The sequence below is a fragment of the Streptomyces endophytica genome (assembly GCF_026153355.1).
GTDB lineage: Bacteria > Actinomycetota > Actinomycetes > Streptomycetales > Streptomycetaceae > Streptomyces > Streptomyces endophytica.
Genome location: NZ_CP110636.1, coordinates 6,719,419 through 6,744,627 on the forward strand (window position 1 = coordinate 6,719,419; position 25,209 = coordinate 6,744,627).

18 protein-coding genes and 2 pseudogenes are annotated in these 25,209 nt (G+C 72.6%); 11 read left to right on the forward strand and 9 right to left on the reverse strand.

Annotation, left to right across the window (positions count from 1 at the left end):
• The first annotated feature begins 66 nt into the window (after window positions 1-66).
• Window positions 67-1,751: pseudogene (locus OJ254_RS29995) on the forward strand (alpha/beta fold hydrolase).
• Window positions 1,752-1,815: 64 nt separating this feature from the next.
• Here the strand turns inward: OJ254_RS29995 and hemQ are convergent.
• Window positions 1,816-2,568, reverse strand: coding sequence for a hydrogen peroxide-dependent heme synthase (gene hemQ / locus OJ254_RS30005; protein ID WP_261955142.1), 753 nt, complete (start codon window positions 2,566-2,568; stop codon window positions 1,816-1,818).
• 11 nt (window positions 2,569-2,579) lie between these two features.
• Entirely contained in the window at window positions 2,580-4,055 is a 1,476-nt protein-coding gene (hemG, locus tag OJ254_RS30010; protein ID WP_265364885.1) for a protoporphyrinogen oxidase, read from the reverse strand.
• Between hemG and OJ254_RS30015 the strand changes: the two genes are divergently transcribed.
• The 3 genes and pseudogenes from OJ254_RS30015 to OJ254_RS30025 all read left to right on the forward strand — a co-directional run bounded on the left by OJ254_RS30015 (window position 4,008) and on the right by OJ254_RS30025 (window position 7,897).
• The gene (locus OJ254_RS30015; protein WP_265364886.1) at window positions 4,008-5,036 is read left to right on the forward strand and encodes a DUF4349 domain-containing protein; all 1,029 of its coding nucleotides are present in this window, start codon (window positions 4,008-4,010) and stop codon (window positions 5,034-5,036) included. The two genes, hemG and OJ254_RS30015, sit on opposite strands and share 48 nt — an antisense overlap.
• A 96-nt stretch (window positions 5,037-5,132) precedes the next feature.
• Window positions 5,133-6,329, forward strand: a complete 1,197-nt coding sequence (locus tag OJ254_RS30020; RefSeq protein ID WP_265364887.1) for a thiolase family protein — start codon at window positions 5,133-5,135, stop codon at window positions 6,327-6,329.
• Between the two features lie 183 nt (window positions 6,330-6,512).
• A pseudogene (locus OJ254_RS30025) lies at window positions 6,513-7,897 on the forward strand (FAD-dependent oxidoreductase).
• Between the two features lie 46 nt (window positions 7,898-7,943).
• Here OJ254_RS30025 and hemE read toward each other — a convergent pair.
• Window positions 7,944-9,011 carry a uroporphyrinogen decarboxylase gene (gene hemE, locus OJ254_RS30030; protein WP_265364888.1) on the reverse strand — a complete coding sequence of 356 codons (1,068 nt, stop codon included), beginning with the start codon at window positions 9,009-9,011 and terminating at the stop codon, window positions 7,944-7,946.
• A 102-nt stretch (window positions 9,012-9,113) separates the two neighbouring features.
• Between hemE and OJ254_RS30035 the strand changes: the two genes are divergently transcribed.
• The 3 genes from OJ254_RS30035 to OJ254_RS30045 all read left to right on the forward strand — a co-directional run bounded on the left by OJ254_RS30035 (window position 9,114) and on the right by OJ254_RS30045 (window position 12,045).
• On the forward strand, window positions 9,114-9,770 hold the full coding sequence (locus OJ254_RS30035) for a DUF3000 domain-containing protein (RefSeq protein WP_265364889.1): 657 nt from the start codon (window positions 9,114-9,116) through the stop codon (window positions 9,768-9,770).
• Window positions 9,771-10,022: 252 nt separating this feature from the next.
• Window positions 10,023-10,685, forward strand: coding sequence for a response regulator transcription factor (locus OJ254_RS30040; protein ID WP_084774702.1), 663 nt, complete (start codon window positions 10,023-10,025; stop codon window positions 10,683-10,685).
• Between the two features lie 79 nt (window positions 10,686-10,764).
• Window positions 10,765-12,045: a ribonuclease D gene (locus tag OJ254_RS30045; RefSeq protein ID WP_265364890.1), complete on the forward strand. Its 1,281-nt coding sequence runs from the start codon at window positions 10,765-10,767 to the stop codon at window positions 12,043-12,045.
• 43 nt (window positions 12,046-12,088) lie between these two features.
• Here OJ254_RS30045 and OJ254_RS30050 read toward each other — a convergent pair whose 3' ends face one another.
• Window positions 12,089-12,748: a PepSY domain-containing protein gene (locus tag OJ254_RS30050; protein ID WP_265364891.1), complete on the reverse strand. Its 660-nt coding sequence runs from the start codon at window positions 12,746-12,748 to the stop codon at window positions 12,089-12,091.
• A 261-nt stretch (window positions 12,749-13,009) separates the two neighbouring features.
• Here OJ254_RS30050 and OJ254_RS30055 point away from each other — a divergent pair, with 261 nt between their 5' ends.
• The 3 genes from OJ254_RS30055 to OJ254_RS30065 all read left to right on the forward strand — a co-directional run bounded on the left by OJ254_RS30055 (window position 13,010) and on the right by OJ254_RS30065 (window position 16,860).
• Entirely contained in the window at window positions 13,010-14,236 is a 1,227-nt protein-coding gene (locus OJ254_RS30055; protein WP_265364892.1) for a thiolase family protein, read from the forward strand.
• Window positions 14,233-16,371 (forward strand): 3-hydroxyacyl-CoA dehydrogenase NAD-binding domain-containing protein, encoded by a 2,139-nt coding sequence (locus OJ254_RS30060; RefSeq protein WP_265364893.1) that lies wholly within the window; start codon window positions 14,233-14,235, stop codon window positions 16,369-16,371. Before OJ254_RS30055 ends, OJ254_RS30060 begins: the two co-directional genes overlap by 4 nt.
• Window positions 16,372-16,473: 102 nt before the next feature.
• Complete coding sequence (locus OJ254_RS30065) at window positions 16,474-16,860, forward strand: PIN domain-containing protein (protein ID WP_265364894.1); 387 nt, start codon at window positions 16,474-16,476, stop codon at window positions 16,858-16,860.
• A gap of 34 nt (window positions 16,861-16,894) precedes the next feature.
• Here OJ254_RS30065 and OJ254_RS30070 read toward each other — a convergent pair whose 3' ends face one another.
• Window positions 16,895-17,767: a helix-turn-helix transcriptional regulator gene (locus OJ254_RS30070; RefSeq protein WP_265364895.1), complete on the reverse strand. Its 873-nt coding sequence runs from the start codon at window positions 17,765-17,767 to the stop codon at window positions 16,895-16,897.
• A gap of 155 nt (window positions 17,768-17,922) precedes the next feature.
• On the opposite strand from OJ254_RS30070, the gene OJ254_RS30075 reads away from it, so the two are divergent.
• The gene (locus OJ254_RS30075; RefSeq protein ID WP_265364896.1) at window positions 17,923-18,780 is read left to right on the forward strand and encodes an NAD(P)-dependent oxidoreductase; all 858 of its coding nucleotides are present in this window, start codon (window positions 17,923-17,925) and stop codon (window positions 18,778-18,780) included.
• A gap of 94 nt (window positions 18,781-18,874) precedes the next feature.
• Here the strand turns inward: OJ254_RS30075 and OJ254_RS30080 are convergent, their stop codons facing one another.
• The 4 genes from OJ254_RS30080 to OJ254_RS30095 all read right to left on the reverse strand — a co-directional run bounded on the left by OJ254_RS30080 (window position 18,875) and on the right by OJ254_RS30095 (window position 25,061).
• Window positions 18,875-20,410: an amino acid permease gene (locus OJ254_RS30080; RefSeq protein WP_265364897.1), complete on the reverse strand. Its 1,536-nt coding sequence runs from the start codon at window positions 20,408-20,410 to the stop codon at window positions 18,875-18,877.
• A 198-nt stretch (window positions 20,411-20,608) separates the two neighbouring features.
• Window positions 20,609-22,579: a 1-deoxy-D-xylulose-5-phosphate synthase gene (gene dxs, locus OJ254_RS30085; protein WP_265364898.1), complete on the reverse strand. Its 1,971-nt coding sequence runs from the start codon at window positions 22,577-22,579 to the stop codon at window positions 20,609-20,611.
• Between the two features lie 333 nt (window positions 22,580-22,912).
• Window positions 22,913-24,121 (reverse strand): sugar ABC transporter permease, encoded by a 1,209-nt coding sequence (locus OJ254_RS30090; RefSeq protein WP_265365374.1) that lies wholly within the window; start codon window positions 24,119-24,121, stop codon window positions 22,913-22,915.
• 139 nt (window positions 24,122-24,260) lie between these two features.
• Entirely contained in the window at window positions 24,261-25,061 is an 801-nt protein-coding gene (locus OJ254_RS30095) for an ATP-binding cassette domain-containing protein (protein WP_265364899.1), read from the reverse strand.
• Window positions 25,062-25,209 lie beyond the last annotated feature (148 nt).

The window sequence follows — 25,209 nt, forward strand, 5'->3', positions numbered from 1 at the left end:
GGTGCTTTACATCGCCAATCACCGCCCCAACTATCCCTTTTGTATGCACACACGAAGGGACGGCCAGTGAGAGCACTTGCGTTGTACGGCACCATCGGGTCGCTGATCGTGACCGCCCTCGCCACTGCCCCGGCGGGCGGCACCACGCAGGCGGCCGGGGCACCGCCCGCGCCCGTCGCGCACCGCATCGACTTCGGCCGGTGCGCGCCGGTGGAACACCTGCCGTCGTCCGTCGAGTGCGGCAAGCTCACCGTCCCCCTGGACTACGCGCGCCCCGACGGCAAGAAGATCCAGCTCACGGTCAGCCGGGCGCGCGCCACCGCGCACCGCGAGCGGCAGGGCTCGCTGGTGTTCAACCCGGGCGGCCCCGGCGCCTCCAGCCTGGAATTCCCGCTCTACGGCGCGCTGCCCAAATGGAGCAAGCTGGCCCGGGCCTACGACTTCGTCGGCTACGCGCCGCGCGGGGTGGGCCGTTCGGCGCCGCTGTCGTGCCAGGACCCCAAGGAGTTCGCCAAGGCGCCCACCGACAGCCGGATGTACCCCGACGCGGCGTTCAAGCGGAAGAAGCGGGCGCAGGCCATGGCGTACGCGCGCGGCTGCGCCCGGCGGGCCGGCGCGGACCTGCCGTTCTACAACTCGGTCAACAATGCCCGGGACCTGGACATGCTGCGGGCCGCTCTCGGCGAGAAGAAGCTGACCTTCATCGGCGCCTCGTACGGGACGTACTTCGGCGCGGTCTACGCGACGCTCTACCCCGGCCACGTACGGCGGATGATCTTCGACAGCGTGGTCAACCCGGAGCCGCGGCAGATCTGGTACCGCAACAACCTCGACCAGGACGTCGCCTTCGAGCGCCGCTGGGGCGACTGGCTGGGCTGGGTCGCCAGGCACGACGACCACTACCACCTCGGCACGACCAAGAAGGCCGTGCAGCAGGCGTACGACACGGTCGCCGGGAAGCTGCGCCGCCACCCGGTCGACGGCAAGATCGGCGCCGGCGAGCTGCAGTCCGCCTTCCTCAAGACCGGCTACAACGACGGCTTCTGGCCGCTGCGCGCCGAGGCGCTCGCGAGCTATCTGCACGGTGACCCCAAGCCGCTGATCGCCCAGGCCCTGCCCCAGCAGACCGGCGCCAAGGACGCGGAGAACGCCAACGCGGTCTACACGGCCGTGGAGTGCAACGACGCGCCGTGGCCGCGGTCCTGGCGGACCTGGGACCGGGACAACACCGACGTCGCCGAGATCGCACCGTTCGAGACCTGGGACAACGCCTGGATGAACCTGCCGTGCGCGTTCTGGCCGGACCGGACGCAGTCCGCGGCGGCCGGGGTCGAGGCGGCGGCCCGCCGGGTGGGGCAGGGGTCGGGCCATGGCCTGGCGGACGCCGCCGGCCATGCCGCCGCCACCGAGCTGGACGGTGCGCTGCACGGCCGGCGCCTCCCGCTCGACGTCCACACGGAGCCCGGTGCGCTGCCCCGGTGCTGCTGCTGGCGGCCGAGCGGGACGCGGCCACGCCGTACCGGGGCGCGCTGGAACTGCAGCGCCGGCTGCCCGGCTCGTCGCTGGTCACCGAGAACGGCGCGGGCACGCACGGCATCGGCTTCGGCGAGAACGACTGCGTGAACCGCTACGCCGAGGCGTATCTGCTGCGCGGGAAGATCCCGGCGCACAAGGTGTACTGCGCGCCGCGCGCGGAGCCGGTGCCCGGCCAGCTGACGACCCGGGCCCAGCACGCGCGCCCGGGGAAGTAGCCGCGCACGACCGACGAGCGGGCCGCCCCGGGGCAGGGGCGGCCCGCTCGTCCGTGCCGGGAGGTCAGGCCAGCCCGGCGACCAGCTCGGCGACCGCCTTGCGACGGCCGGTGTAGAACGGGACCTCCTCGCGGACGTGCATCCGCGCCTCGGAGCCACGCAGATGGCGCATCAGGTCGACGATGCGGTAGAGCTCGTCGGCCTCGAAGGCGAGCACCCACTCGTAGTCACCGAGCGAGAACGACGGCACGGTGTTGGCGCGGACGTCCGGGAAACCGCGGGCCATCTTGCCGTGGTCGGCGAGCATCCGGCGGCGGTCCTCGTCGGGGAGGAGGTACCACTCGTAGGAGCGCACGAAGGGGTAGACGCTCACATAGGCCCGCGGCCGCTCGTCGGCCAGGAAGGCCGGGATGTGCGACTTGTTGAACTCGGCGGGGCGGTGCAGCGCCATGTTGGACCACACCGGGTCGAGCGCGCGGCCGAGCCGGGTGCGGCGGAAGAGGTTGTAGGCGTCCTGGAGGGCGTCCGAGCTCTCCGAGTGCCACCAGATCATGACGTCGGCGTCGGCGCGCAGGCCGGAGACGTCGTAGGTGCCGCGGACCACCACGTCCTTGGCGGCGAGCTGCGCGAACAGCTCCTCGACCTCGTCGGCGTAGCCGGTGCGGTCCTCGGGGAGGACGTCGCGCAGCTTGAACACCGACCAGAGGGTGTAGCGGATGACCTCGTTCAGGTCCTTGGCCTTCTTGCCGGCGTTCGGTGCCTTGTCGGGCTCCGCAGGGTTCTGCGGTGCGGAAGCGGGGGTGGAAGCGTCTGTCATGTCGTCCATTCTCACTCGCCGGGGAGGCCGGCCGGCCGCAGGGTGCCGAGGATGTCCTCGGCGGCCTTGCGGGCCGACGCGATACAGGCCGGGATGCCGACGCCGTCGTAGAGCGCACCGCACACCCGCAGGCCCGGCAGCTGCCCGACGGCCTCCCGGATGCGGGCCACCCGCTCCAGATGGCCGACCGGGTACTGCGGCAGGCCGTCCTCCCAGCGGGTGATCCGGGCGGCGACCGGCGCGGCGGTCAGCCCGATCGCCTCGCGCAGGTCGGCGCGGGCCAGGGCGGCCAGCTCGGTGTCCTCGCGCGCCAGGTCCGCCTCGTCGCCGTAGCGGCCGAGGGAGGTGCGCAGCACGAAGAGGTCCGGGGCGGCGCGGTCGATCCAGCCCCACTTGTTGCCGGCGAAGGTGGCGGCCTTGATCTTTCGGCCGTCCACGGGCGGTACGAGGAAGCCGCTGCCGGTGGGCTGCCGCTCCAGCTCGGAGCGGCGGAAGGCCATGGTGACCAGGGCCATCGAGGCGTATTCGACGGTGGCCAGTTCGCGGGCGGCGGGCGCGCAGTCCCGGGCGAGCAGCCGGGCGGTGTCCGGTGCGGGGGTGGCGAGGACGACCGCGTCCGCGGTGAGCGCCGCGCCGTCGAGCTCGATCCGCCAGCCGTCGGCGGACCGCCGGACCCCGCCGACCGGGGTGCCCGTCCGGATCTCGCCGCCCTTCGCGCGCACGGCCTCGGCGACCGCGCCGGGCAGCGTCCCGATCCCGCCCGCGATCCCCATGAACACCGGGGCGCCCTGGCCACCGCCGGCGGCCGCCGGGCCGATCTGGTGCATCGTGGCGGCGGCCCGGGCCTGGATGCCGCGGACGCCCTCCAGCAGCGAGCGGTGGGCCCGCGCGGCCTCGAACAGCTGCGGCACGGCGGCCCGCATGGAGATCTGGTACGCATCGCCGGCATAGACCCCGCCCAGCAGCGGCTCCACCAGGCGGTCGACCACCTCACGGCCCAGGCGCCGGGCGACGTACGCACCGACCGCGACGTCCGCGCCGATCTCGGTCCGGGGCAGCTCGGCGTCCTCCTCGATGCGGGCGAGGCCCTCCGGGGAGACGACACCGGAGGCGGCGAGCGGGGCGAGGTCCCCGGGGACGCCCATGACATGGCCCTTGGGCATCGGGCGCAGCGCACCGCGGGTCCAGAGCGAGGCGGTGGCGGTCGTGGGCGGCTGGAGCCGGTCGCCGATCCCGACGGCGCGCGCGAGCTCCACCGCCTCCGGCCGCCGGGCCAGCATCGATTCGGCACCGAGGTCGACCGGGACACCCGCGATCTCACCGGCCCGCAGCTTGCCGCCGAGCCGGTCCGACGCTTCGAGGACGGTCACCCGGGCGCCGCCTTCGAGCAGCCGGTGGGCGGCGGCCAGTCCGGAGATGCCGCCGCCGATGACGACGACATGCCCGCCGCCGCTCCCGGGGGCCGTACTCGTGTGCGCTGCGCTCATGGCTCCACTCTCTCAAAGGGCACCGACAGCGCCGTGACCGGATCGCGACCCGGCACAGCGCAACCCCCCTCCGGGCGCCCCCGTCGAAGAAGCGCCGGTCGAAGAAGCGCCACCGGCACGTCACTTCGCGGGGAGCGCACATGCGGGGAACAGCACGAGCGGGGCGACCGGCGACGGCGGGGCTGCTGCTCGCCGTCGCCCTCACGGCCTCCGGCTGCGGCGCGTCGGCCGGCCCGGGCGCGGGCGGTCGTCGACGGCGCGGGCGGCTACCCGGCCGCGCCGACCACCGACCGGGACCCGGAGGGTCATGAGCGGTCGCGGCTGGTCCTGCGGGTGCCGCCGGCGGAGTACGACGCCGTCCTGGTGCGGCTGGCCCGGCTGGGCACCGTGGTGTCCCGTCAGATCTCGGCGAAGGACGTCACCGGTCAGGTGGTGGACGTCGACAGCCGGGTCCGGACGCAGCGGGCGAGCGTGGCGCGGGTCCGGGCGCTGATGGAGAAGGCGGCGTCGATCGGCGACATCGTCTCGCTGGAGTCCGAACTGAGCCGCCGGCAGGCGGATCTGGAGTCCCTGGAGGCGCAGCTGAAGTCGCTCAAGGACCGGACCGCGATGGCCACCGTCACGCTGCTGCTGCGGCAACCGGACGCCGCCCCCGACGGCGCCTCGGACGACGACACGCGGTCCTTCGGGGACGCGCTGTCCGGCGGCTGGCGCGCCTTCCTGGCGGCCGTGAAGTGGCTGCTGGTGGCGCTCGGCGCGGTGCTGCCGTTCGCAGTGGCCGTGGGGCTGCTGTACGGCCTGTGGCGGCTGGTCCGCGACCGGCTGCCGTCGGCGCTCCGCCGCCGGAACCGGGCCGCGGACACCCGGGACCAGCCGGGACCGGCCGTCGGGAAGCACGCCGCGGACGACGGACCGGCGGACGTCCCGCGGGACCCGGACCGGACCGTGCCGGCCGGGGAGGGTGACCGAGGACCCCGTTGACAGCGGACGGCGGCGGGCAAAGACTCGGTGCGGCGGCGGCGATCTTCGTACCGTCCGCCGACCGTTCGAGAGCCGGGACAGCGAGGACAGCGCCTGATGACCGAGCCACGCCTGCGGGATGTCTACATCGTCGACGCCGTACGGACCCCCGTCGGCAAATACGGCGGCGCGCTGGCCGGCGTCCGGCCCGACGACCTGGCCGCCCATGTGGTGCGGTCCCTGGTCGACCGCACCCCCGACCTCGACCCGGCGCGGATCGACGACGTGTGCTTCGGTGACGCGAACGGCGCCGGCGAGGACAACCGCAATGTCGCGCGGATGGCCGTGCTGCTCGCCGGGCTGCCGGTGACCGTGCCCGGCGTCACCGTCAACCGCCTGTGCGGCTCCGGCCTGGAGGCGGTCATCCAGGGGGCCCGGGCGATCGCGCACGGCGACGCGCAGATCGTGGTGGCGGGCGGAGTGGAGTCGATGAGCCGCGCGCCGTACGTCCTGCGCAAGCCCGAGCGGGCCTTCCCCGCCGGCCATCAGGAGATGTTCTCCTCGACGCTGGGCTGGCGGATGGTCAATCCGCGGATGCGCCCGGAGTGGACGGTGGCGCTGGGCGAGGGCGCCGAGCTGATCGCCGACGCGCACGGCATCACCCGGGAACAGCAGGACGTGTTCGCGCTGGCCAGCCACCAGAAGGCGGTCCGGGCCTGGCAGGAGGGCGGTTACGACGCCGAGGTGGTCCCGCTCCCCGGCGTCGACCTGCTCCGCGACGAGACGATCCGTGAGGGCTCCTCCCTGGAGGCGCTGTCCAAGCTGAAGCCGGTGTTCCGGACGGCCGGGGGCACGGTCACCGCCGGCAACTCCTCCCCGCTCAACGACGGTGCGGCCGCGCTCCTGTTGGTCGACGAGGAGGGGCTGCGGGCCACCGGGCGGGAGCCGCTGGCCCGGATCCGGGCGAGCGCGGTGACCGGTATCGAGCCCCAGCTGTTCGGGCTGGGCCCGGTGGAGGCGGTCCGGCGCGCGCTGGACCGGTCCGGGCGCGGCTTCGCCGACCTGGCCACGTTCGAGCTGAACGAGGCGTTCGCGGCCCAGGCGTTGGGCTGCCTGGGCCAGTGGCCGGAGCTCGATCCGTCCGTGGTGAACCCGCGCGGCGGCGCGATCGCCATCGGCCACCCCCTCGGCGCCTCCGGCGCCCGCCTGGCCGGCGCGGTCGCCCACCAGCTCGCCGCCGCGGGCTCGGGCACCGGCCTGGCAGCCCTGTGCATCGGCGTGGGCCAGGGCCTGGCGCTCGTACTGGAGCGGTGACGGGACCGTCCGTCGGCCGGGACCACGGCGGCCCGCGGCGGCACGGCACGCCCGCCCATGGGCGATCCGGCATCCGCACGGACACGCGGTAGACGCGGGCGACGACCGGGTACCCAGCAAACGAACGGACCGGCACATCAGGTGCATCCGGCATATCCGGTACATCCGGCGAAGGGACACGGCATGGCGACGGCCGAGCGGCTGGTGATCGTCGGGGGCGATGCGGCGGGGATGTCGGCCGCGTCGCAGGCGCGCCGGCTGAAGAAGCCCGAGGAGCTCGCGATCACCGCGTTCGAGCGCAGCCACTTCACGTCCTACTCCGCCTGCGGCATCCCGTACTGGGTGGGCGGCCAGGTCGACGGGCCGGACGCGCTGATCGCCCGTACGGCGAAGGAGCACCGCGCCCGGGACATCGATCTGCGGATGCGCACCGAGGTCACCGAACTCGACCTGGACCGGGGGCGGGTGCGCAGCCGGGAGCTGGACGACGGCGGGCGGGAGACCTGGACCGGTTTCGACAAGCTGGTGCTGGCCACCGGCGCGACGCCCAAACGGCCCCCGCTGCCGGGGATCGACGCCCCCGGCGTGCACGGCGTGCAGACCCTGGACGACGGCCAGGCGCTGCTGGACACGCTGGAGAGGTCCGCGGGCCGGCGGGCCGTGGTCGTCGGGCGGGCTACATCGGCGTGGAGATGGCCGAGGCGCTGATCCACCGTGGTTACGAGGTCACCGTCCTGGAGCAGGCCGCCCAGCCGATGTCGACCCTCGACCCGGACATGGGCGCTTTGGTCCACGAGGCGATGTGCGGGATGGGCATCGAGACGGTGCTCGGCGCCACCGTCACGGGCGTACTGACCGATGAGGACGGCCGGGCCCGCGCGGTCACCACCGAGGCCGCCGAGTACCCGGCGGACGTGGTGGTCCTGGGGCTGGGCGTACGGCCGCAGACCGCGCTGGCCGAGGCTGCGGGGCTGCCGCTGGGCGAGTCCGGCGGGCTGCTCACCGATCTGGCGATGCGGGTGCGCGGCCACGACAACGTGTGGGCCGGCGGCGACTGCGTCGAGGTCATGGACCTGGTCTCGGGCCGCACCCGCCATATCGCGCTGGGCACCCACGCCAACAAGCACGGCCAGGTCATCGGCGCCAATGTGGCCGGTGGCTACGCGACCTTCCCGGGGGTCGTCGGCACGGCGGTCAGCAAGGTCTGCGATCTGGAGATCGCCCGGACCGGACTGCTGGAGAGCCAGGCGCACGCCGCCGGACTGCGGTTCGTCTCGGTCACCGTCGAGGCGACCAGCCGCGCCGGCTACTACCCCGGCACCCGGCCGATGCACGTCAAGATGCTCGCCGAGCGCCGGACCGGCCGGCTGCTCGGTGTGCAGATCGTCGGCCGGGAGGGCGCCGGCAAGCGCGTGGACATCGCCGCGGTCGCGCTCACCGCCGGGATGACGGTGGAGCAGATGACCGCCCTCGACCTGGGCTACGCCCCGCCGTTCTCCCCGGTCTGGGACCCGGTCCTGGTGGCCGCCCGCAAGGCCACGGGGGCGGTGCGGGCGGCGGGCGTCTGACCGCGGCGCGGCGTTCGGCGCATCGACCGGCCGGCGTGCCGTCCGGTCAGCGCGCGGTGCGGGTGTGGACGTACTCGACGAGGCGGGTGAGCGCGTCCGGGTCGGTGTTCGGCAGGACGCCGTGGCCGAGGTTGAAGATGTGGCCTTCGAGGCCGGCGGCGGCGTCGAGGACCTCGCCGGCCTTGGTCTCGACGGCCTCGCGGGGGGCGAAGAGGACGGCCGGGTCGAGGTTGCCCTGGAGCGCCTTGCCGGGGCCGACCCGGCGGGCCGCCTCGTCGAGCGGCACCCGCCAGTCGACGCCGACCACGTCCGCGCCCGCCTCGCCCAGCAGGCCGAGGAGTTCGCCGGTCCCGACGCCGAAGTGGATCCGCGGGACGCCGTAATCGGCGACGGCCCGGAAGACCTTGGCGGAGGCGGGCATCACGGAGCGGCGGTAGTCGGCGGGGGTGAGCGCGCCGACCCAGGAGTCGAAGAGCTGCACGGCGCTCGCGCCGGCCTCGATCTGCACCTTCAGGAACGCGGAGGTGATGTCGGCGAGCCGGTCGAGCAGGTCGGCCCAGAGCTGCGGGTCGCCGTACATCAGCGCCTTGGTGTTCTCGTGGTTGCGGGACGGGCCGCCCTCCACGAGGTAGCTGGCGAGCGTGAACGGCGCGCCGGCGAAGCCGATGAGGGGCTTGGGCCCCAGCTCGGCGGTGAGCAGGCCGACGGCCTCGGTGACGTAGGAGACGTCCTCGGGGGTCAGGTCGCGCAGCTGTGCCAGGTCGGCGCGGCTGCGGATCGGGTTCGCGATGACCGGGCCGACACCGGGCTTGATGTCGAGGTCGATGCCGATGGCCTTGAGCGGCACGACGATGTCGCTGTAGTAGATGGCCGCGTCGACGTCGTGCCGGCGGACCGGCTGCAGCGTGATCTCGGTGACCAGCTCGGGCCGCGTGCACGACTCCAGCATGGGAATGCCCTCGCGCGCCTTGAGGTACTCAGGCAGCGACCGGCCCGCCTGCCGCATGAACCACACCGGCGTGTGCGGTACCGGCTCGCGCCGGCAGGCCCGGAGGAAGGCCGAGTCGTGGGTACCGGTCTGCTGCGTGCCCTCGGGGCTGTGGTTGGCGCTCACGCCCCAAATCTTCGCATGCGCTCCGGGGCGCCTCCGAATGGGCGACGCGTGTACCGGGTGTCCTCCCCGTATGCGGGCCCGGTTCCGCCTAATCTTCCGGGCATGGCTGCGGCTCACGAACACCTCGCGGACAGCGCGGACGAGGCCCCGATCCCCTTCCGTCAGGCGGTCGAGGCGCTCCGCGCGGCACGACTGCGGCCGGAGGTCGAGATCGATCCGGCACCCGCGCCCAAACGGCTCGCCCCGTACGCGTACGCGCTGGAGGCGGCGGTCGTCGAGCGGGCGACGGCGCCGGGCGAGGAGGACCGGGACCTGGCGGACGGCCGGCTGGTGCTGCTGCACAATCCGGCCGGCGAGGACGCCTGGCACGGCACGTTCCGTCTGGTGACGCTGGTGCGGGCGGAGCTGGAGCCGGAGATGGGCGCCGATCCGCTGCTGCCGGAGGTGTCCTGGTCGTGGCTGACGGGTGCGCTGGAGGCCCGGGGGGTGCGGTACGGCGCGCCGAGCGGGACGGTGACCCGGGCCGGGTCGCACTACTTCGGCGGGCTCGCGGCGCGCGAGCCGGCGACCCAGATCGAGATCCGGGCGTCCTGGACGCCGGCCGAGGGGCCCGGCGGGGCGCTGGACCTGGGCGTGCACCTGGCGGCCTGGTGCGATCTGCTGGCGCAGGTGGCGGGGCTGCCGCCGGCCGCGCCGGACGCGGGACCGCGCGGCGGGGTCGTCCCGTTGCCGCAGCGCCGCGGCGCCCATCCCCGCTGACCGCCGTCGCGGCCGGCCGCGCTCCGGCCGCATTGATCACGTTCGCGCCGGCTCTGATCATCTCGGTATGCACTGGGTGCCCACCTGATCGATCACGCATCCGATTTGCCCGAATTGCCCCTAACTAAATCGTGATCAAAGTCTAAAGTCCCGCCGGATTACTGCCGAAGAGGTCAGTGACCCTTCAAACACGGATCATTCCGGCTCCCCCCAGCCGGCTTCCGTCCCCCCGCCACTCCCCCAGGAGGCCCGGTGTCTGTTCTCCTTGAGCAACCTTCGAGCCTGGTCGCCTACCGCCCGAACAAGCCGACGGCCATGGTCGTCGTGGCCGACCCCCGCGTCCGCTCCACCGTCACCCGCCACCTGTGGGCCCTCGGAGTGCGTGACGTGATCGAGGCGTCGTCCATCGCGGAGGCGCGCCCCCGCGTCGGCAACCCGCGTGACATCTGCGTTGCCGACGTCCACCTTCCCGACGGCTCCGGCCTCACCCTGCTGTCCGAGACCCGGGCGGCCGGCTGGCCCAACGGCCTCGCCCTGTCCGCCGCCGACGACATCGGCGCCGTCCGCAACGCCCTGGCCGGCGGCGTCAAGGGCTATGTCGTCACCGGAACCCGTACCAACCTGGGCATCCCCGGCCGTCCGGGCGCCTCTCCCATCGGGGCCAACGCGGCCCGTATGCAGCGCCGTCCTCCGGGCGCCCCCGGGCACCCCGGCGGTTACCGGGAGCTGTCGGGCCGTGAGGTCGAGGTGTTGCGGCTGGTGGCGGAGGGCCAGTCCAACAAGGCCATCGGCGTGTCGATGGGGCTGTCCGCCCTGACCGTCAAGAGCCACCTCGCCCGGATCGCCCGCAAGCTCGGCACCGGCGACCGGGCCGGCATGGTCGCGGTCGCGCTGCGCACCGGCATCATCCACTGACCCCCTTTACACGACCGGCTCGCCCGTCGAGGGAACGTTCCCTCGACGGGCGACGTGCATACACAGATACCCTTGACTGGTGACCGACGCCCAAAAGACCGCAGCAGACACGACACTGCGAGCCCCCGGAGACTCCCCTCCGGATCCCCGACCGGCGCCGGTCCCTCTCCTGGAGCCCCGCGAGGGCATCCCCCCGGTGGTCGCGACGGACGAGGCGCTCGCCGAGGTGGTGGCGGCCTTCGCGGCCGGCACCGGCCCGGTGGCGGTCGACGCCGAGCGCGCCTCGGGCTACCGCTACGGCCAGCGCGCCTACCTCGTGCAGCTGCGCCGCGAGGGCGCCGGCAGCGCGCTGATCGACCCGGTCGGCTGTCCCGACCTGTCGGCCCTGGGCGAGGCGATCGGTGACGCCGAGTGGGTGCTGCACGCCGCCACCCAGGACCTGCCGTGCCTGCGCGACATAGGGATGGTCCCCACCCGGCTGTTCGACACCGAGCTGGCCGGGCGGCTGGCCGGCTTCGCCCGGGTCGGCCTGGGCGCGATGGTCGAGAACGTCCTCGGCTTCGCGCTGGAGAAGGGCCACTCCGCGGTCGACTGGTCCACCCGCCCGCTGCCCGAGCCCTGGCTGCGTTACGCCGCGCTCGACGTCGAGCTGCTGGTGGACCTGCGCGACGCGCTGGAGGAGGAGCTGACCCGGCAGGGCAAGCTGGAGTGGGCCCACCAGGAGTTCGCGGCGATCGCCGCCGCTCCCCCGGCGCCACCCCGCAAGGACCCCTGGCGCCGTACGTCCGGCATGCACAAGGTCCGTCGGCGCCGCCAGATGGCGGTCGTACGGGAGTTGTGGACGGCCCGTGACCAGGTCGCCCAGCGGCGCGACGTCTCCCCGGGCAAGGTGCTGGGCGACGCCGCGATCGTGGAGGCGGCGCTGAACCTCCCGCCCAACAGCCACGCGCTGGCCGCGCTGCCCGGCTTCGGCCACCGCATGGGCCGTCGCCAGCTGGAGCAGTGGCAGGCCGCCGTCGACCGCGCCCGCGCGCTCCCCGAGAACGAGCTGCCGCAGCCCGGCCAGCCGCTCAACGGCCCCCCGCCGCCCCGCTCCTGGGCCGACAAGGACCCGGCCGCGGCCGCCCGGCTGACGGCCGCCCGCACCGCGGTCACCGCGCTGGCCGAGGAGCTCAACCTGCCGCAGGAGAACCTCATCACGCCGGACACGGTGCGCCGGCTGTGCTGGGAGCCGCCCGCCGCGCCCAGCCGCGAGACGGTCGCCGAGATCCTCACCGGTTACGGCGCCCGCCCCTGGCAGATCGAGCAGGTCGCCCCGCTCCTCACCGAGGCCCTGCTGACGGGCGGCGAGGACGGCTGAGCCGTCCGGCCCGCCCGCGCACCGACCAGGACCGATCCCGGGATCAGTCCTGGTCGACGTGCATCCGGAGGACCTTGCGGTTGGTCGCGTCGATGTCGTAGGTGGTCTTGTTCCAGTCGTCGGTGGTGACCACGTCGACGGACCAGGCGGCCTTCCTGCTGCCGTTGTCGGCCTCGCCCAGCTCGACGCTGGTGACCGTGCCCTTCGTCTTGGCGGTGGCCGTCTCGGCGGCCTGCTGCGCGGTGACGGTGGCCTCGCCGAGCCGGGCGGCCAGTTCCTTCTTGTCGTCGGCGTCGTCGGACTCGGTGCGCGGTGGATCGGCCTTGCCGGAGACCGCGTTGACGCGGACGGCGTGCGCGGTCCCGTCGGACGTCGCGACCGCCGTCTGCCAGTAGGGGCTCTTCGGGGTGCCCTTGAGTTCGGCCGCGACCGGCTCCGAGGCCGGCACCGCGGCGACCGCCGCCCGCAGCGCCCGCGCGTAGTCCACCTTGGCGGCCGGGATCAGCGCCTTCCGTTCGGTCTGGTCGGCGGTCAGCGTGGTGCCCGGTGAGCCGGGGGCCGAGGCGGCCACCGCCCGGGACGGGGCCGCGCTGTCCCGGCCGGGCGTCCCGGTGCCCTTGGTGTTCCCGCTTCCGCAGCCCGCCAGCAGGGCGCCACCCAGGGCGACGGCGGTGCAGAGCGCCGCACTCCTCTTTGTGTCCATACGGTCACTTTAAGTGCGATGTGATGCGGTTTGCGCCAGGACCCGACGACATCCGGACGTTTTCGATCATCGGTTTCCCGCCGCCCCGTTCCCCGTCGGCGGCACGCCGTCCCGGCGGCCCCACACCTCCATCCGGTGTGACCTTCACCGCTCCGGGCGGTGGGGGTGGGCAGGTTGGTTACCCGTAAGTAGCATGTCGGTGGGAAGCGTCCCTGGGGGCGCCCCGCAGCAGTGCCATCCCGCACCTGGAGGAGAGCCAACGTGCCTCGTACCGCTAGGGACGTCGTCTTCGTCGACGGCGTCCGCACCCCGTTCGGCAAGGCGGGCCCGAAGGGCATCTACCACGAGACCCGCGCCGACGACCTGGTCGTGAAGTCGATCCGGGAGCTGCTGCGCCGCAACCCCGGTCTCGACCCGGCGAAGATCGACGAGGTCGCCATCGCCGCCACCACCCAGATCGGCGACCAGGGCCTGACCCTCGGCCGCACCGCCGGCATCCTCGCGGGCCTCCCGCAGTCGGTGCCCGGCTACTCCATCGACCGCATGTGCGCCGGTGCGCTGACGGCCGTCACGGCCACCGCGGGCTCCATCGCCTTCGGCGCGTACGACGCCGTCATCGCCGGCGGTGTCGAGCACATGGGCCGCCACCCCATGGGCGAGGCGGTCGACCCCAACCCCCGCTTCGTCAGCGAGAAGCTCGTCGACGAGTCCGCCCTGTTCATGGGCATGACCGCGGAGAACCTCCACGACCGCTACCCGCAGATCACCAAGGAGCGTTCCGACGCCTACGCGGTGCGCTCGCAGGAGAAGGCGGCGAAGGCGTACGCCAACGGGAAGATCCAGCAGGACCTGGTCCCGATCTCGGTGCGCAACACCAACGCCGAGGTGGGCGAGACCGGTTGGGGTCTGGTCACCTCCGACGAGCCGATGCGCCCGGGCACCACCCTGGAGAACCTCGCGGGCCTCAAGACCCCGTTCCGTACGCACGGCCGGGTCACCGCCGGTAACGCCGCCGGTCTCAACGACGGTGCCACCGCCTCGATCATCGCGTCCGAGGACTTCGCCCGGGAGCACGACCTCCCGGTGAAGATGCGCCTGGTCTCCTACGCCTTCGCGGGCGTCGAGCCCGAGGTCATGGGTTACGGCCCGATCCCGGCGACGGAGAAGGCGCTCGCCAAGGCCGGGCTCTCCATCGAGGACATCAACCTCTTCGAGATCAACGAGGCCTTCGCCGTCCAGGTCCTCGCCTTCCTCGACCACTACGGCATCGCGGACGACGACGAGCGGGTCAACCAGTACGGCGGCGCCATCGCCTTCGGCCACCCGCTGGCCTCCTCCGGCGTCCGGCTGATGACCCAGCTGGCCCGCCAGTTCGAGGAGCAGCCCGAGGTCCGCTACGGCCTGACCACCATGTGCGTCGGCTTCGGCATGGGCGCGACGGTCATCTGGGAGAACCCGCACCACAAGGACGCCGGAGGCGACAAGTGAGCACCACCACCACTACCGCCGAGCTGCTCAAGGGCGCGGCCGAGCTGTTCCCGGACGAGGTCGTGACGTCGGCGCACGTCCGCCACCTCGACCTGCCCTTCGGTGCGGGCCGGTTCGCCCTCATCACGCTGGACAACGGCTTCGACCACACCAAGCCGACCACCTTCGGCCCGGGCTCGCTGGCGAACCTCAACGCCGCGCTCGACCAGGTCGAGAAGGAGGCCGCGGACGGCGACATCGTCGGCGCCGGCATCACCGGCAAGCCGTTCATCTTCGCGGTCGGCGCCGACCTCAAGGGCGTCGAGCTGCTGAAGCGGCACGAGGACGCGCTGGCCATCGGCAAGGGCGGCCACGAGGTCTTCAAGCGGCTCTCCGGGCTCGCCGTGCCGACCTTCGCGTACTACAACGGTGCCGCGATGGGCGGTGGCGTCGAGGTCGGTCTGCACTGCTCGTACCGCACGGTCTCCAAGGCCCTGCCGGCCTTCTCGCTGCCCGAGGTCTTCCTCGGTCTGGTCCCCGGCTGGGGCGGCTGCGCCCTGCTGCCGAACCTCATCGGTGCGGACAAGGCCGTCTCGGTCATCATCGAGAACTCGCTCAACCAGAACAAGCAGCTCAAGGGCCAGCAGGTCTTCGACCTCGGCATCGCGGACGCGCTCTTCGAGGGCGCGGACTTCCTGGAGCAGTCGCTGATCTGGACCGCGCAGGTGCTCAAGGGTGACGTCACCGTCGAGCGTCCCGAGATCGACCGCGGCGAGGCCTGGGACCAGGCCGTCGCCAAGGGCCGCTTCATCGCCGACGGCAAGGTGCACGGCGCGGCCCCGGCCGCCTACCGCGCGCTGGACATCATCGCGGCCGCCAAGAGCGGTGACCTGCAGGCCGGTTTCGACGCCGAGGACCAGGCGCTCGCCGACCTCATCATGGGCGGCGAACTCCGCGCCGGCATCTACTCGTTCAACCTGGTGCAGAAGCGCGCCAAGCGGCCGGCCGGCGCCCCGGACAAGAGCCTGGCCCGCCCGGTCACCAAGGTCGGCGTGGTCGGCGCCGGTCTGATGGCCTCCCAGCTGGCGCTGCTGTTCCTGCGCCGCCTGGAGGTGCCGGTGGTGCTCACCGACATCGACCAGGAGCGCATCGACAAGGGCGTCGGTTACGTCCACGGCGAGATCGACAAGCTGCTGGGCAAGGGCCGGATCAACCAGGACAAGGCCAACCGCCTCAAGGCCCTGGTGACCGGCGTCCTCGACAAGGCCGAGGGCTTCGCGGACGCGGACTTCATCATCGAGGCCGTCTTCGAGGAGATCGGCGTCAAGCAGCAGGTCTTCGCCGAGGTCGAGGCGGTCGCCCCGGCGCACGCGATCCTCGCCACCAACACCTCCTCGCTGTCGGTCTCCGAGATGGCGTCGAAGCTCAAGCACCCCGAGCGGGTCGTCGGCTTCCACTTCTTCAACCCGGTCGCGATCCTGCCGCTGCTGGAGATCGTGCGCGGCGCGAAGACCGATGACGCCGCGCTGGCCACGGCCTTCGGCGTCGCCAAGAAGCTGAAGAAGACCGCGGTCCTCACCAAGGACGCCCCGGCGTTCGTCGTGAACCGCATCCTGACCCGCTTCATGGGCGAGATCCAGAACGTCATCGACGAGGGCACCCCGGTCGAGGTCGCCGAGAAGGCCATCGAGCCGCTGGGCCTGCCGATGTCCCCGCTGGTCCTCCTGGAGCTGGTCGGCCCGGCGATCGGTCTGCACGTCTCCGAGACGCTGCACGGCGCCTTCCCCGAGCGCTTCAAGGTGTCGCCGAACCTCAAGGCGGTCGTCGAGGCCGGCAAGCGCGGCTTCTACGTCTACGACAGCGGCAAGCCGGAGCTGGACCCCGAGGTCGCCGCGCTGCTCAAGCAGGGCGACTCGGTGCTGACCGAGGCCCAGGTCCGCGACCGGGTGCTCGACGCGGTCGCGCAGGAGATCGGCCTCATGCTCGACGAGGGCGTGGTGGCCGAGGCGCAGGACATCGACCTGTGCCTGATCACCGGTGCCGGCTGGCCCTTCCACCTGGGCGGCATCACGCCGTACCTGGACCGTGAGGGCGTCTCCGAGCGGGTGACCGGCAAGAAGTTCCTGGCCCCCGGCGTGGCGAGCGTGCCCGCGTAACGAGGCTCAGGACCAAGGCGCGGGCCGGCTCGGCGGAGCCGGCCCGCGCTGCCGTCTGTCCGGGCGGGGTCCGTCGGCGCCCCGGCATGGCAGGGTGGCGCCATGGACACCTTGGTCATCGTCGATGCCGCGAACGTCGTGGGCTCGGTCCCCGACGGCTGGTGGCGGGACCGGCACGGCGCGGCGGAACGGCTGCGCGACACCCTGCCGGCCTATGCCGCGGACGGACTGCCGGGACTCGCCGACCCGCCCCTGGAGCTGGTCCTCGTGGTGGAGGGCGCGGCGCGCGGGGTGACGTCCGTGGAGGGCGTACGGGTGGTGCCGGCGCCCGGCAGCGGCGACGACCGGATCGTGGAACTGGTCGCGGACGAGGGCACCGGGCGGGACTGCCTGGTGGTCACCGCGGACCGTGGACTGCGCGACCGCGTCCAGGCGCTGGGCGCCCGGGTGGCCGGCCCGCGGTCGGTCCGCGGAGGCGGACGCTCCTGACGCCCGCGACCGCGGCCGGAGGCGGCGGCCCGGGTCAGGGCGCCGACGGGGCGGCCGGCGCGCCGGTGAGGCTCAGCAGGAGCATCGCGTCGTGGTCCGGGGTGCCGGGCTCGGCCTGGTAGACGACGAGGCGCTGGCCGTCGGTGCGGGCCACCGTGTACGCCTCGTAGCTCAGCTCCATCCGCCCGACCGCCGAATCGGCGAAGCGCTTGCGGCCGTTGGTCCGCGAGCGCACGTCATAGCGCTGCCAGAGGGTCGCGAACTCCCCGCTCTTGACGGTGAGTTCACCGATCAAGGTGGTGAGGTCGGGCGCGTCCGGGTGGGCCCCGGCGGCGGCCCGCAGATGGGCCACGGTCGCCGCGGCGACCTCGTCCCAGTTGCCGTAGAGCGTGCGGGCCCGCGGGTGCAGGAAGGTGTAGCGCGCGGTGTTGCGCTGCCGGTCCGGCCACTCCTCGATGCCGGGCAGCAGCCGCATCCCGGCGGTGTTGGCGGCCAGCAGGTCGTTGGACCGGCCCAGGACGTACGCCGGGCAGGGCGCGACGATGTCGAGCATCCGCAGGACGTCCCGGCGCGGTGTGCGCGACGCGGGCTCCGGTTCCCGGGACGGGCCGGAGGCGGGCGCCGGGGACGCCGCGCGGGCGAGCGCGAAGAGATGCGCCCGCTCGTCGCCGTCGAGGCGCAGCACGCCCGCGATGGCCTCCAGGACCGCCGCGCTGGGGCGGTTCTGCTTGCCCTGCTCCAGGCGCCGGTAGTACTCGATGCTCACCCCGGCGAGCATCGCCACCTCCTCGCGGCGCAGGCCCGCGGTGCGGCGCCGGCCGGTGGTGCCCGGCAGGCCCGCGTCCTGGGGGGCCACCCGGGCGCGGCGGGCACGCAGGAACTCTCCCAACCCCGTGTCGTTCTGCACCCGTTGAGTATGCCTCCTGCCCGGGTCCTGGTGAGGGGCCCTGCGAGGGCCCCCCTTGGGCGGGTCTCCCACGTGCGGGGCCCCGCGGCGCAGACTTCTTCCGTACCGAGGAGGTGCCGGACCGCGTCGGCGGGACGGCGAAAGGGAGGGTCGAAGTGGCGAGCGTCGCAGTGGTGGGCCTGGGCATCATGGGCCGGGGCATGGCCGAGAACCTGCTGAGGAACGGGCACGAGGTGGTGGTATGGAACCGCACCCCGGAGCGGGCCGCGGAGCTGGTGGCGGCCGGGGCCGTGCCGGCGGAGAGCCCGGCGGCCGCGGCCGCCCGCGCGGAGGTGGTCTTCGAGGTCACCGCCGACGACGCCTCCTCCCGCGGGGTGTGGCTGGGGGCCGACGGCATCCTGGCGGGGGCCCCGGCGTCGGCGGTGCTGATCACCTCGGCGACGCTGTCCGTGGGCTGGGTGGCGGAGCTCGCCGCGGCGTGCGCCGGGCGCGGGTCCGTCTTCTTCGACATGCCGCTCACCGGTGGTGCGGCCGGCGCCCGGACCGGGAAGCTGGTGCTGCTGGCCGGCGGCGACCAGGAGGCGCTGCCGCCGCTCGCGCCGGTGCTCGGCGCGGTCTCCAAGGAGGTCAAGCACTTCGGGCCGGCCGGGGCGGGCACCCGCTTCAAGCTCGTGCTGAACGCCCTCCAGGCGATCCACCTGGCGGGCTTCGGGGAGGCGCTGCGGCTGGCGGAGGCGGCCGGACTGGACATCGGACAGGTCGGCGCGGCCCTGCTGGAACGCCCCGGCGGTGTGGTCACCGAACTGGCCTGGAGCAGCTATCTGACCCCGCCGGAGCCGGTCAACTTCTCGGCGGAGTGGGCCCACAAGGACCTGGCGTACGCGGCCCGCATGGCCGGCGGACTCCCGCACCCGGTCCTGGACGGTGTGCTGTCCCTGTTCGGCACGGCACTGGCCAAGGGCCGCGGCAAGGAGGACTGGAGCACGGTCAACCCGACGGCGGCCGGTTCGTAGGGGTCGTGGGGTAAGGGGTGCTCAGGGATCACCCGGGCCGGGCAGGTGCGGTCGGGGTCCCGGCCGGCCCGGGTGATCCGTGAGGCGGGCCGCGCTAGCCGTTGTTCTGCCGGTTGCGGAGGCCGAGGCGGCTGTGCGATCTGCTGTAGAGGAAGTAGACGACGAAGCCGATGGCCATCCAGATCGCGAACCGGATCCACGTCTCGGCGGGCAGGTTGAGCATCAGCCACAGCGAGGCGAGGACCGACACCACCGGCACCACCGGCACCCACGGGGTGCGGAAGGAGCGCGGCAGGTCGGGGCGGGAGCGGCGGAGCAGGATGACGCCGACGGCGACGACCACGAACGCGAAGAGCGTGCCGATGTTGACCAGCTCGGCGAGCACGTCGATCGAGGTGAAGCCGGAGACGATGGCGACGACGACGCCCAGGGCGATGGTCGAGCGGTAGGGCGTGCCGAACCGCGGGTGGGCGACGGAGAACACCCGCGGCAGCAGGCCGTCCCGGCTCATCGCGAAGAACACCCGGCTCTGGCCGAGCAGCAGGATCATGCAGACCGAGGTCAGGCCGACCGCGGCGCCGAAGCTGATGACGTCGGCGAAGAACGGCTTGCCGAGGTCCTTGAACGCGTCCGCGAGCGGGGCGTCGACCGACAGCCTGCTGTACTTCTCCATGCCGGTGACCACGACCGAGACCGCGACGTACAGAACGGTACAGATGGCCAGGGAGCCGAGGATGCCGCGCGGTACGTCCCGTTGCGGATGGCGGGTCTCCTCGGATGCGGTGGCCACGACGTCGAAGCCGATGAACGCGAAGAAGACCACGGCCGCCCCGGCGAAGATGCCCATGGTGCCGAAGTGGGACGGGGTGAACCCGAAGAGGAGCTCGATCAGTGGTGCGGACGCCCCGGCACCGGCCCCGCTGGGCTGGCTGGGCGGGATGAACGGGTGGTAGTTGGCACCGCTGATCAGGAAGGCCCCGGCGATGATGACCAGCAGGACCACGGTCACCTTGACCGCCACGACCACGCCGGTCACCCGGGAGGACAGCTTCATCCCGAGGACCAGGATGACGGTCAGGGCGAGGACGAGGACGCAGGCGAGCAGGTCGAACCCGAAGTGCCCCTCGTGCGTGCCGGCGAGGCCGGCGGGCAGGTGCCACCCGGCGGTGTCCAGCAGCGAGCGGATGTAGCCGGACCAGCCGACCGCGACCACCGCGCAGCCCAGGGCGAGTTCCAGGATCAGGTCCCAGCCGATGATCCAGGCGGGCAGTTCGCCCAGTGAGGCGTAGGAGAAGGTGTAGGCCGAGCCGGCGACCGGCACGGTGGAAGCGAACTCCGCGTAGCACAGTGCCGCCAGCGCGCAGACCACGCCGGCGGCGATGAAGGACAGCGCGACCGAGGGGCCGGCCTGCTCCTTGGCGATCTTTCCGGTGAGGACGAAGATGCCGGTGCCGATGATGACACCGACGCCGAATACGGTCAGGTCGAGCGCCGAGAGGGACTTCTTGAGTGTGTGTTCCGGTTCTTCGGTGTCCTGGATCGACTGCTCGACGGACTTGGTGCGGAACAGGCCGTTGTCCCGCCGCGCCGTGTGTCGTGGTCCGATGTCTGGTCCGTGCTGTGTGCTCATGGGCGAACCTCCGCCTGGACGACCCTGGCAACTCTCCTGAACTGACCGAGTCTCCGCAATGGCGTGAAACAGTCAGCTTCGGCGGGCCCCCAGGCGGTGGGGATTCACCCGATGGGGTGCGGTTGCCGTGATGCCGATGGGCCGGGCGGAACATCCGTACGGATGACCGGCCGGCCCATCGGCGTCAGTGCGCGGGGTTCAGTCGCGGGCGACCTCGGCGGGCTCCGCCGTGCCCTGGGCGCCGGCGGCGTCCTCGGTCGCCGCGGTGCCGACGGCCTCCTCGTCGCGGTTGTCGATCTTGGCGACCAGGCCGGTCACCTGGCGGGCGATGTCGGGGGCGGTGAGCCCGATCTCCGCCATGATCTCCTTGCGGGAGGCGTGGTCGAGGAACCGCTCGGGGATGCCGAAGTCCCGCAGCGGCAGGTCCACCCCGGCGTCCCGCAGCGCCTGCGCGATCGCCGAACCGACGCCGCCGCTACGGGAGTTGTCCTCGACGGTGATGACGACCCGGTGCCGCGCGGCCAGGCCGGGCAGCGCCTCGTCGACCGGCTTGACCCACCGCGGGTCCACGACGGTCGTGGAGATGCCCTGCTTGTCGAGGAGGTCGGCGATCTCCAGGCACATCGGGGCGAGCGCGCCCACAGACACCAGCAGCACGTCCGGCCGCTCGGCCTCGGCGGCGGGCTCGCGCAGCACGTCCATGCCGCCGACCCGGCGCACCGCCTCGACGGCGGGGCCGACCTTGCCCTTGGAGTAGCGCACGACGGTCGGCGCGTCCTTGACCTCGACGGCCTCGCGCAGCTGTGCGCGCACCTGGTCGGCGTCGCGCGGGGCGGCGATCCGCAGGCCCGGGACGACCTGGAGCAGGGACATGTCCCACATGCCGTTGTGCGAAGCGCCGTCGTCGCCGGTGACGCCGGCCCGGTCCAGGACGAAGGTGACGCCGCACTTGTGCAGCGCGACGTCCATCAGGACCTGGTCGAAGGCGCGGTTGAGGAAGGTGGCGTAGACCGCGAAGACCGGGTGCAGACCGCCGGTGGCCAGGCCCGCCGCCGAGACGGCCGCGTGCTGCTCGGCGATGCCGACGTCGTAGACCCGGTCCGGGAACGCCTTGGCGAACTTGCCCAGGCCCACCGGCTGCAGCATCGCCGCGGTGATCGCCACGATGTCGTCGCGCTCCCGGCCCAGCTCGACCATCTCGTCGCCGAAGACGGAGGTCCAGCTGGCACCGCCGGAGGCCACCGGCAGACCGGTGTCGGGGTGGATGACGCCGATGCCGTGGAAGCGGTCCGCCTCGTCCTGCTCGGCCGGCTTGTAGCCGCGGCCCTTCTCGGTGAGGCAGTGCACGATGACCGGGCCGCCGAACCGCTTGGCGCGCTGCAGCGCGGACTCCAGGGCCTCGAGGTCATGACCGTCGATCGGGCCGACGTACTTCAGGCCCAGGTCCTCGAACATGCCCTGCGGCGCGATGAAGTCCTTCAGGCCCTTCTTGGCGCCGTGCAGGGTCTCGTAGAGCGGTTTGCCGACGACCGGGGTGCGCTCCAGCAGGTCCTTGCCGCGGGCCAGGAAGCGCTCGTATCCGTCGGTGGTGCGCAGGGTGGCGAGGTGGTTGGCCAGGCCGCCGATGGTCGGCGCGTAGGAACGCTCGTTGTCGTTGACGACGATGACCAGCGGACGGTCCTTGGCGACCGCGATGTTGTTGAGCGCCTCCCAGGCCATACCGCCGGTCAGCGCGCCGTCGCCGATGACCGCGACGACATGGTCCTTCTTCCCGCGCACCTGGTTGGCCTTGGCCAGACCGTCCGCCCAGCCCAGGACCGTCGAGGCGTGACTGTTCTCGATGACGTCGTGTGCCGACTCCTCCCGCGAGGGGTAGCCCGACAGGCCGCCCTTGGCCCGCAGCTTGGAGAAGTCCTGACGGCCGGTGAGCAGCTTGTGCACGTACGACTGGTGGCCGGTGTCGAAGAGGACCCGGTCCCTGGGCGAGTCGAAGACCCGGTGCAGGGCGATGGTCAGCTCGACCACACCGAGGTTCGGGCCGAGGTGGCCGCCGGTCTTGGAGACCGCGTCGACCAGGAAGGTACGGATCTCCCCCGCCAGCTGCTCCAGCTGCTCCGGGCCCAGTCGGTCCAGATCGCGCGGTCCCCTGATACGGGAAAGCAACGCCACCCCTGCCTCCTTGCTGCTTGCTGCTGCTGCCGTCGATCGATCGAGCTTGCCGATCAGATGAGTCTAATGTCGCGCCCGCTGCCGCGACGCCCGGGCCTTGCGATGTATGTCACTCGGGTGAAGTCGTCTTTCGGCCGCCCCGGGAATGCCCCCCGGGAACACGATTCGGCCCCCACCGGGACACGCCCGGTGGGGGCCGGTAACCAGCCGTCGGGGGACGACGGTGTGAGGTCAGGTGCTCACGTCCGACCGGCGGCGCCGCCGCAGCCGAAAGGCAAACCCGCGGTCAGGTGCGCCCGGCGGCGCCGCCGCAGCCGAAAGGCAAACCCGCGGTCAGGTGCGCCCGGCGGTCTTCTGCGTCCGCCGCGACACCGAGTCGATCACGACCGCGGCCAGCAGCACCGCGCCGGTGATCATGTACTGGATCTCACTGGCCATGCCCAGCAGGTTCAGGCCCTGCTGGATGGACTGGATGACCAGCATGCCCAGCAGCGCGGACCAGATCTTGCCGCGGCCGCCGAAGAGGCTGGTGCCGCCGATGACCGCCGCCGCGATGACGTTCATCAGGGTGTTGCCGGAGCCGAGGTTCTTCGTGGCGCCACCGGAGAGGCTGGCGATGAAGAGTCCGCCGAAGGCGGCGAGCATCCCGGAGATCGCGAAGACGCTGATCCGGATCTTGTTCACGTTGATACCGGCCCGGCGGGCCGCCTCGGCGTTGCCGCCGACCGCGAAGATCTGCCGCCCGTACGTGGTGCGGCGCACCACGAAATCGGCGATGACCAGGACGGCCAGGAACAGCACCAGGGCCAGCGGGAGCCCGCGGGCGCCGGCCGGCTCGTTCAGGACGTAGGCGACCACGAAGGCGATCACCGCGACCACGCCGGTGCGCAGCAGGATCTCGCTGAGCGGCCGGGACGGCAGCTCGGCGGCCTTGCGGCGCTTGCTGTCCAGCAGCAGCGAGCCGGCGTACGCGAGGACCGCGACCAGCGCCAGGCCGTACGCGGCGGCCTTGTCCTCGAAGTAGTAGCCGGTGAGGTTCTCGACCAGGCTGCCGCTCGGCGTGTTGATCGAGCCTTCCTGGCCCATCATCCAGATCTGCAGACCGCTCCAACCGAGGAATCCGGCCAGGGTGACGACGAACGCCGGCACACCGATCTTGGCGAAAAAGAAACCGTGGATGACGCCGATGACCACACCGGCCGCGATGGCGATCAGGACCGCGAGCCAGTCGTTGACACCGTGGGTGACGCTGAGCACCGCCCAGACGGCCGCGCCGACACCGGCGACCGAGCCGACGGAGAGATCGATCTCACCGAGCAGCAGGACGAAGACGATGCCGACGGCCATGATGCCGAGGCCGGAGGTGTAGACACCGATGTTCGCGAGGCTGTCCGCCGACAGGAAGCTGCTGTTCTTGAGCTGGAAGACGATCGCGATGACGATCAGGCCGATGACGACCGGCAGCGAGCCCAGCTCACCGCCGCGCAGCCGGCGCTTGAAGTCGGCGAGGTAGCCGGCCAGGCCCGCTTCCCGGACCAGCAGCCGGGGGTCGACGGCGGCGGGCTGGGGAGCGTCGACGGCGGTGGCCTGCGCGGTCTCCGCCGAGGCCTCGGCCGCGGTCTCCGCAGCGCTGTCGGCCGCGGTCTCCGTCGCCTCGTCCGCCGTCCCTTGGTGAGGTCGCTCATGCTCCGGCCTCCTTCTTCACCTGGTCCGTGCGCGCCTTGCGGCGGGTCACCGCGTTGTCCGAGGCACCCGTGATGGCGGCGATGATCTCTTCGTGGGAGGTGCCCTCGACGTCGAAGACACCGTTGTTGCGGCCCAGCCGCAGCACCGCGACCCGGTCCGCGACGGCCTGCACATCGGCCATGTTGTGGCTGATGAGGATGACGCCCAGCCCGCGCTCGCGCAGCCGCTCGACCAGGTCGAGGACCTGCGCGGTCTGCTCGACGCCGAGTGCGGCGGTGGGCTCGTCGAGGATGACGATCTTCGGGTCGCCGATCAGCGCGCGGGCGATGGCGACGACCTGCCGCTGGCCTCCGGAGAGCGCGGCGACCGGGATGCGGACGCTGGGGATGCGGATGGAGAGGGTGTCGAGCAGTTCCTTGGCGCGCTTCTCCATGGCGATCTCGTCGAGGACGCCGGCGGTGCGGCTCTCGTTGCCGAGGAAGAGGTTGGCGACGACGTCGAGGTTGTCGCAGAGCGCGAGGTCCTGGTAGACCGTCGCGACGCCGAGCTCCTGGGCGTCGTGCGGCTTGTTGATGCGGACCGCCTCGCCCTCCCACTCGATGGTGCCGTCGTCGACCGGGTGGACGCCCGAGATGGTCTTGACCAGGGTGGACTTGCCGGCGCCGTTGTCGCCCACGAGGGCGACCACCTCACCGGGGTGGATCTCCAGCGTGACGTCCGTGAGTGCCTGGACGGCGCCGAACCGCTTGGAGATTCCGCGCAACGCCAGCACAGGCGTAGCGGACACGTGAATCATCTCCTTCGCCGCCGTCACAACGGCGGGGGGCATGGTGGTGCGAAGAGGGGTGCGTGTTGAGCAGGGAGAGAAGAGGGGGCAAGGGGGCTCGGCGAGCGGGTCAGAGGGGTGCTCGGCGGGCCGGGGTGAGGGGGACGGCCCCGCCCGC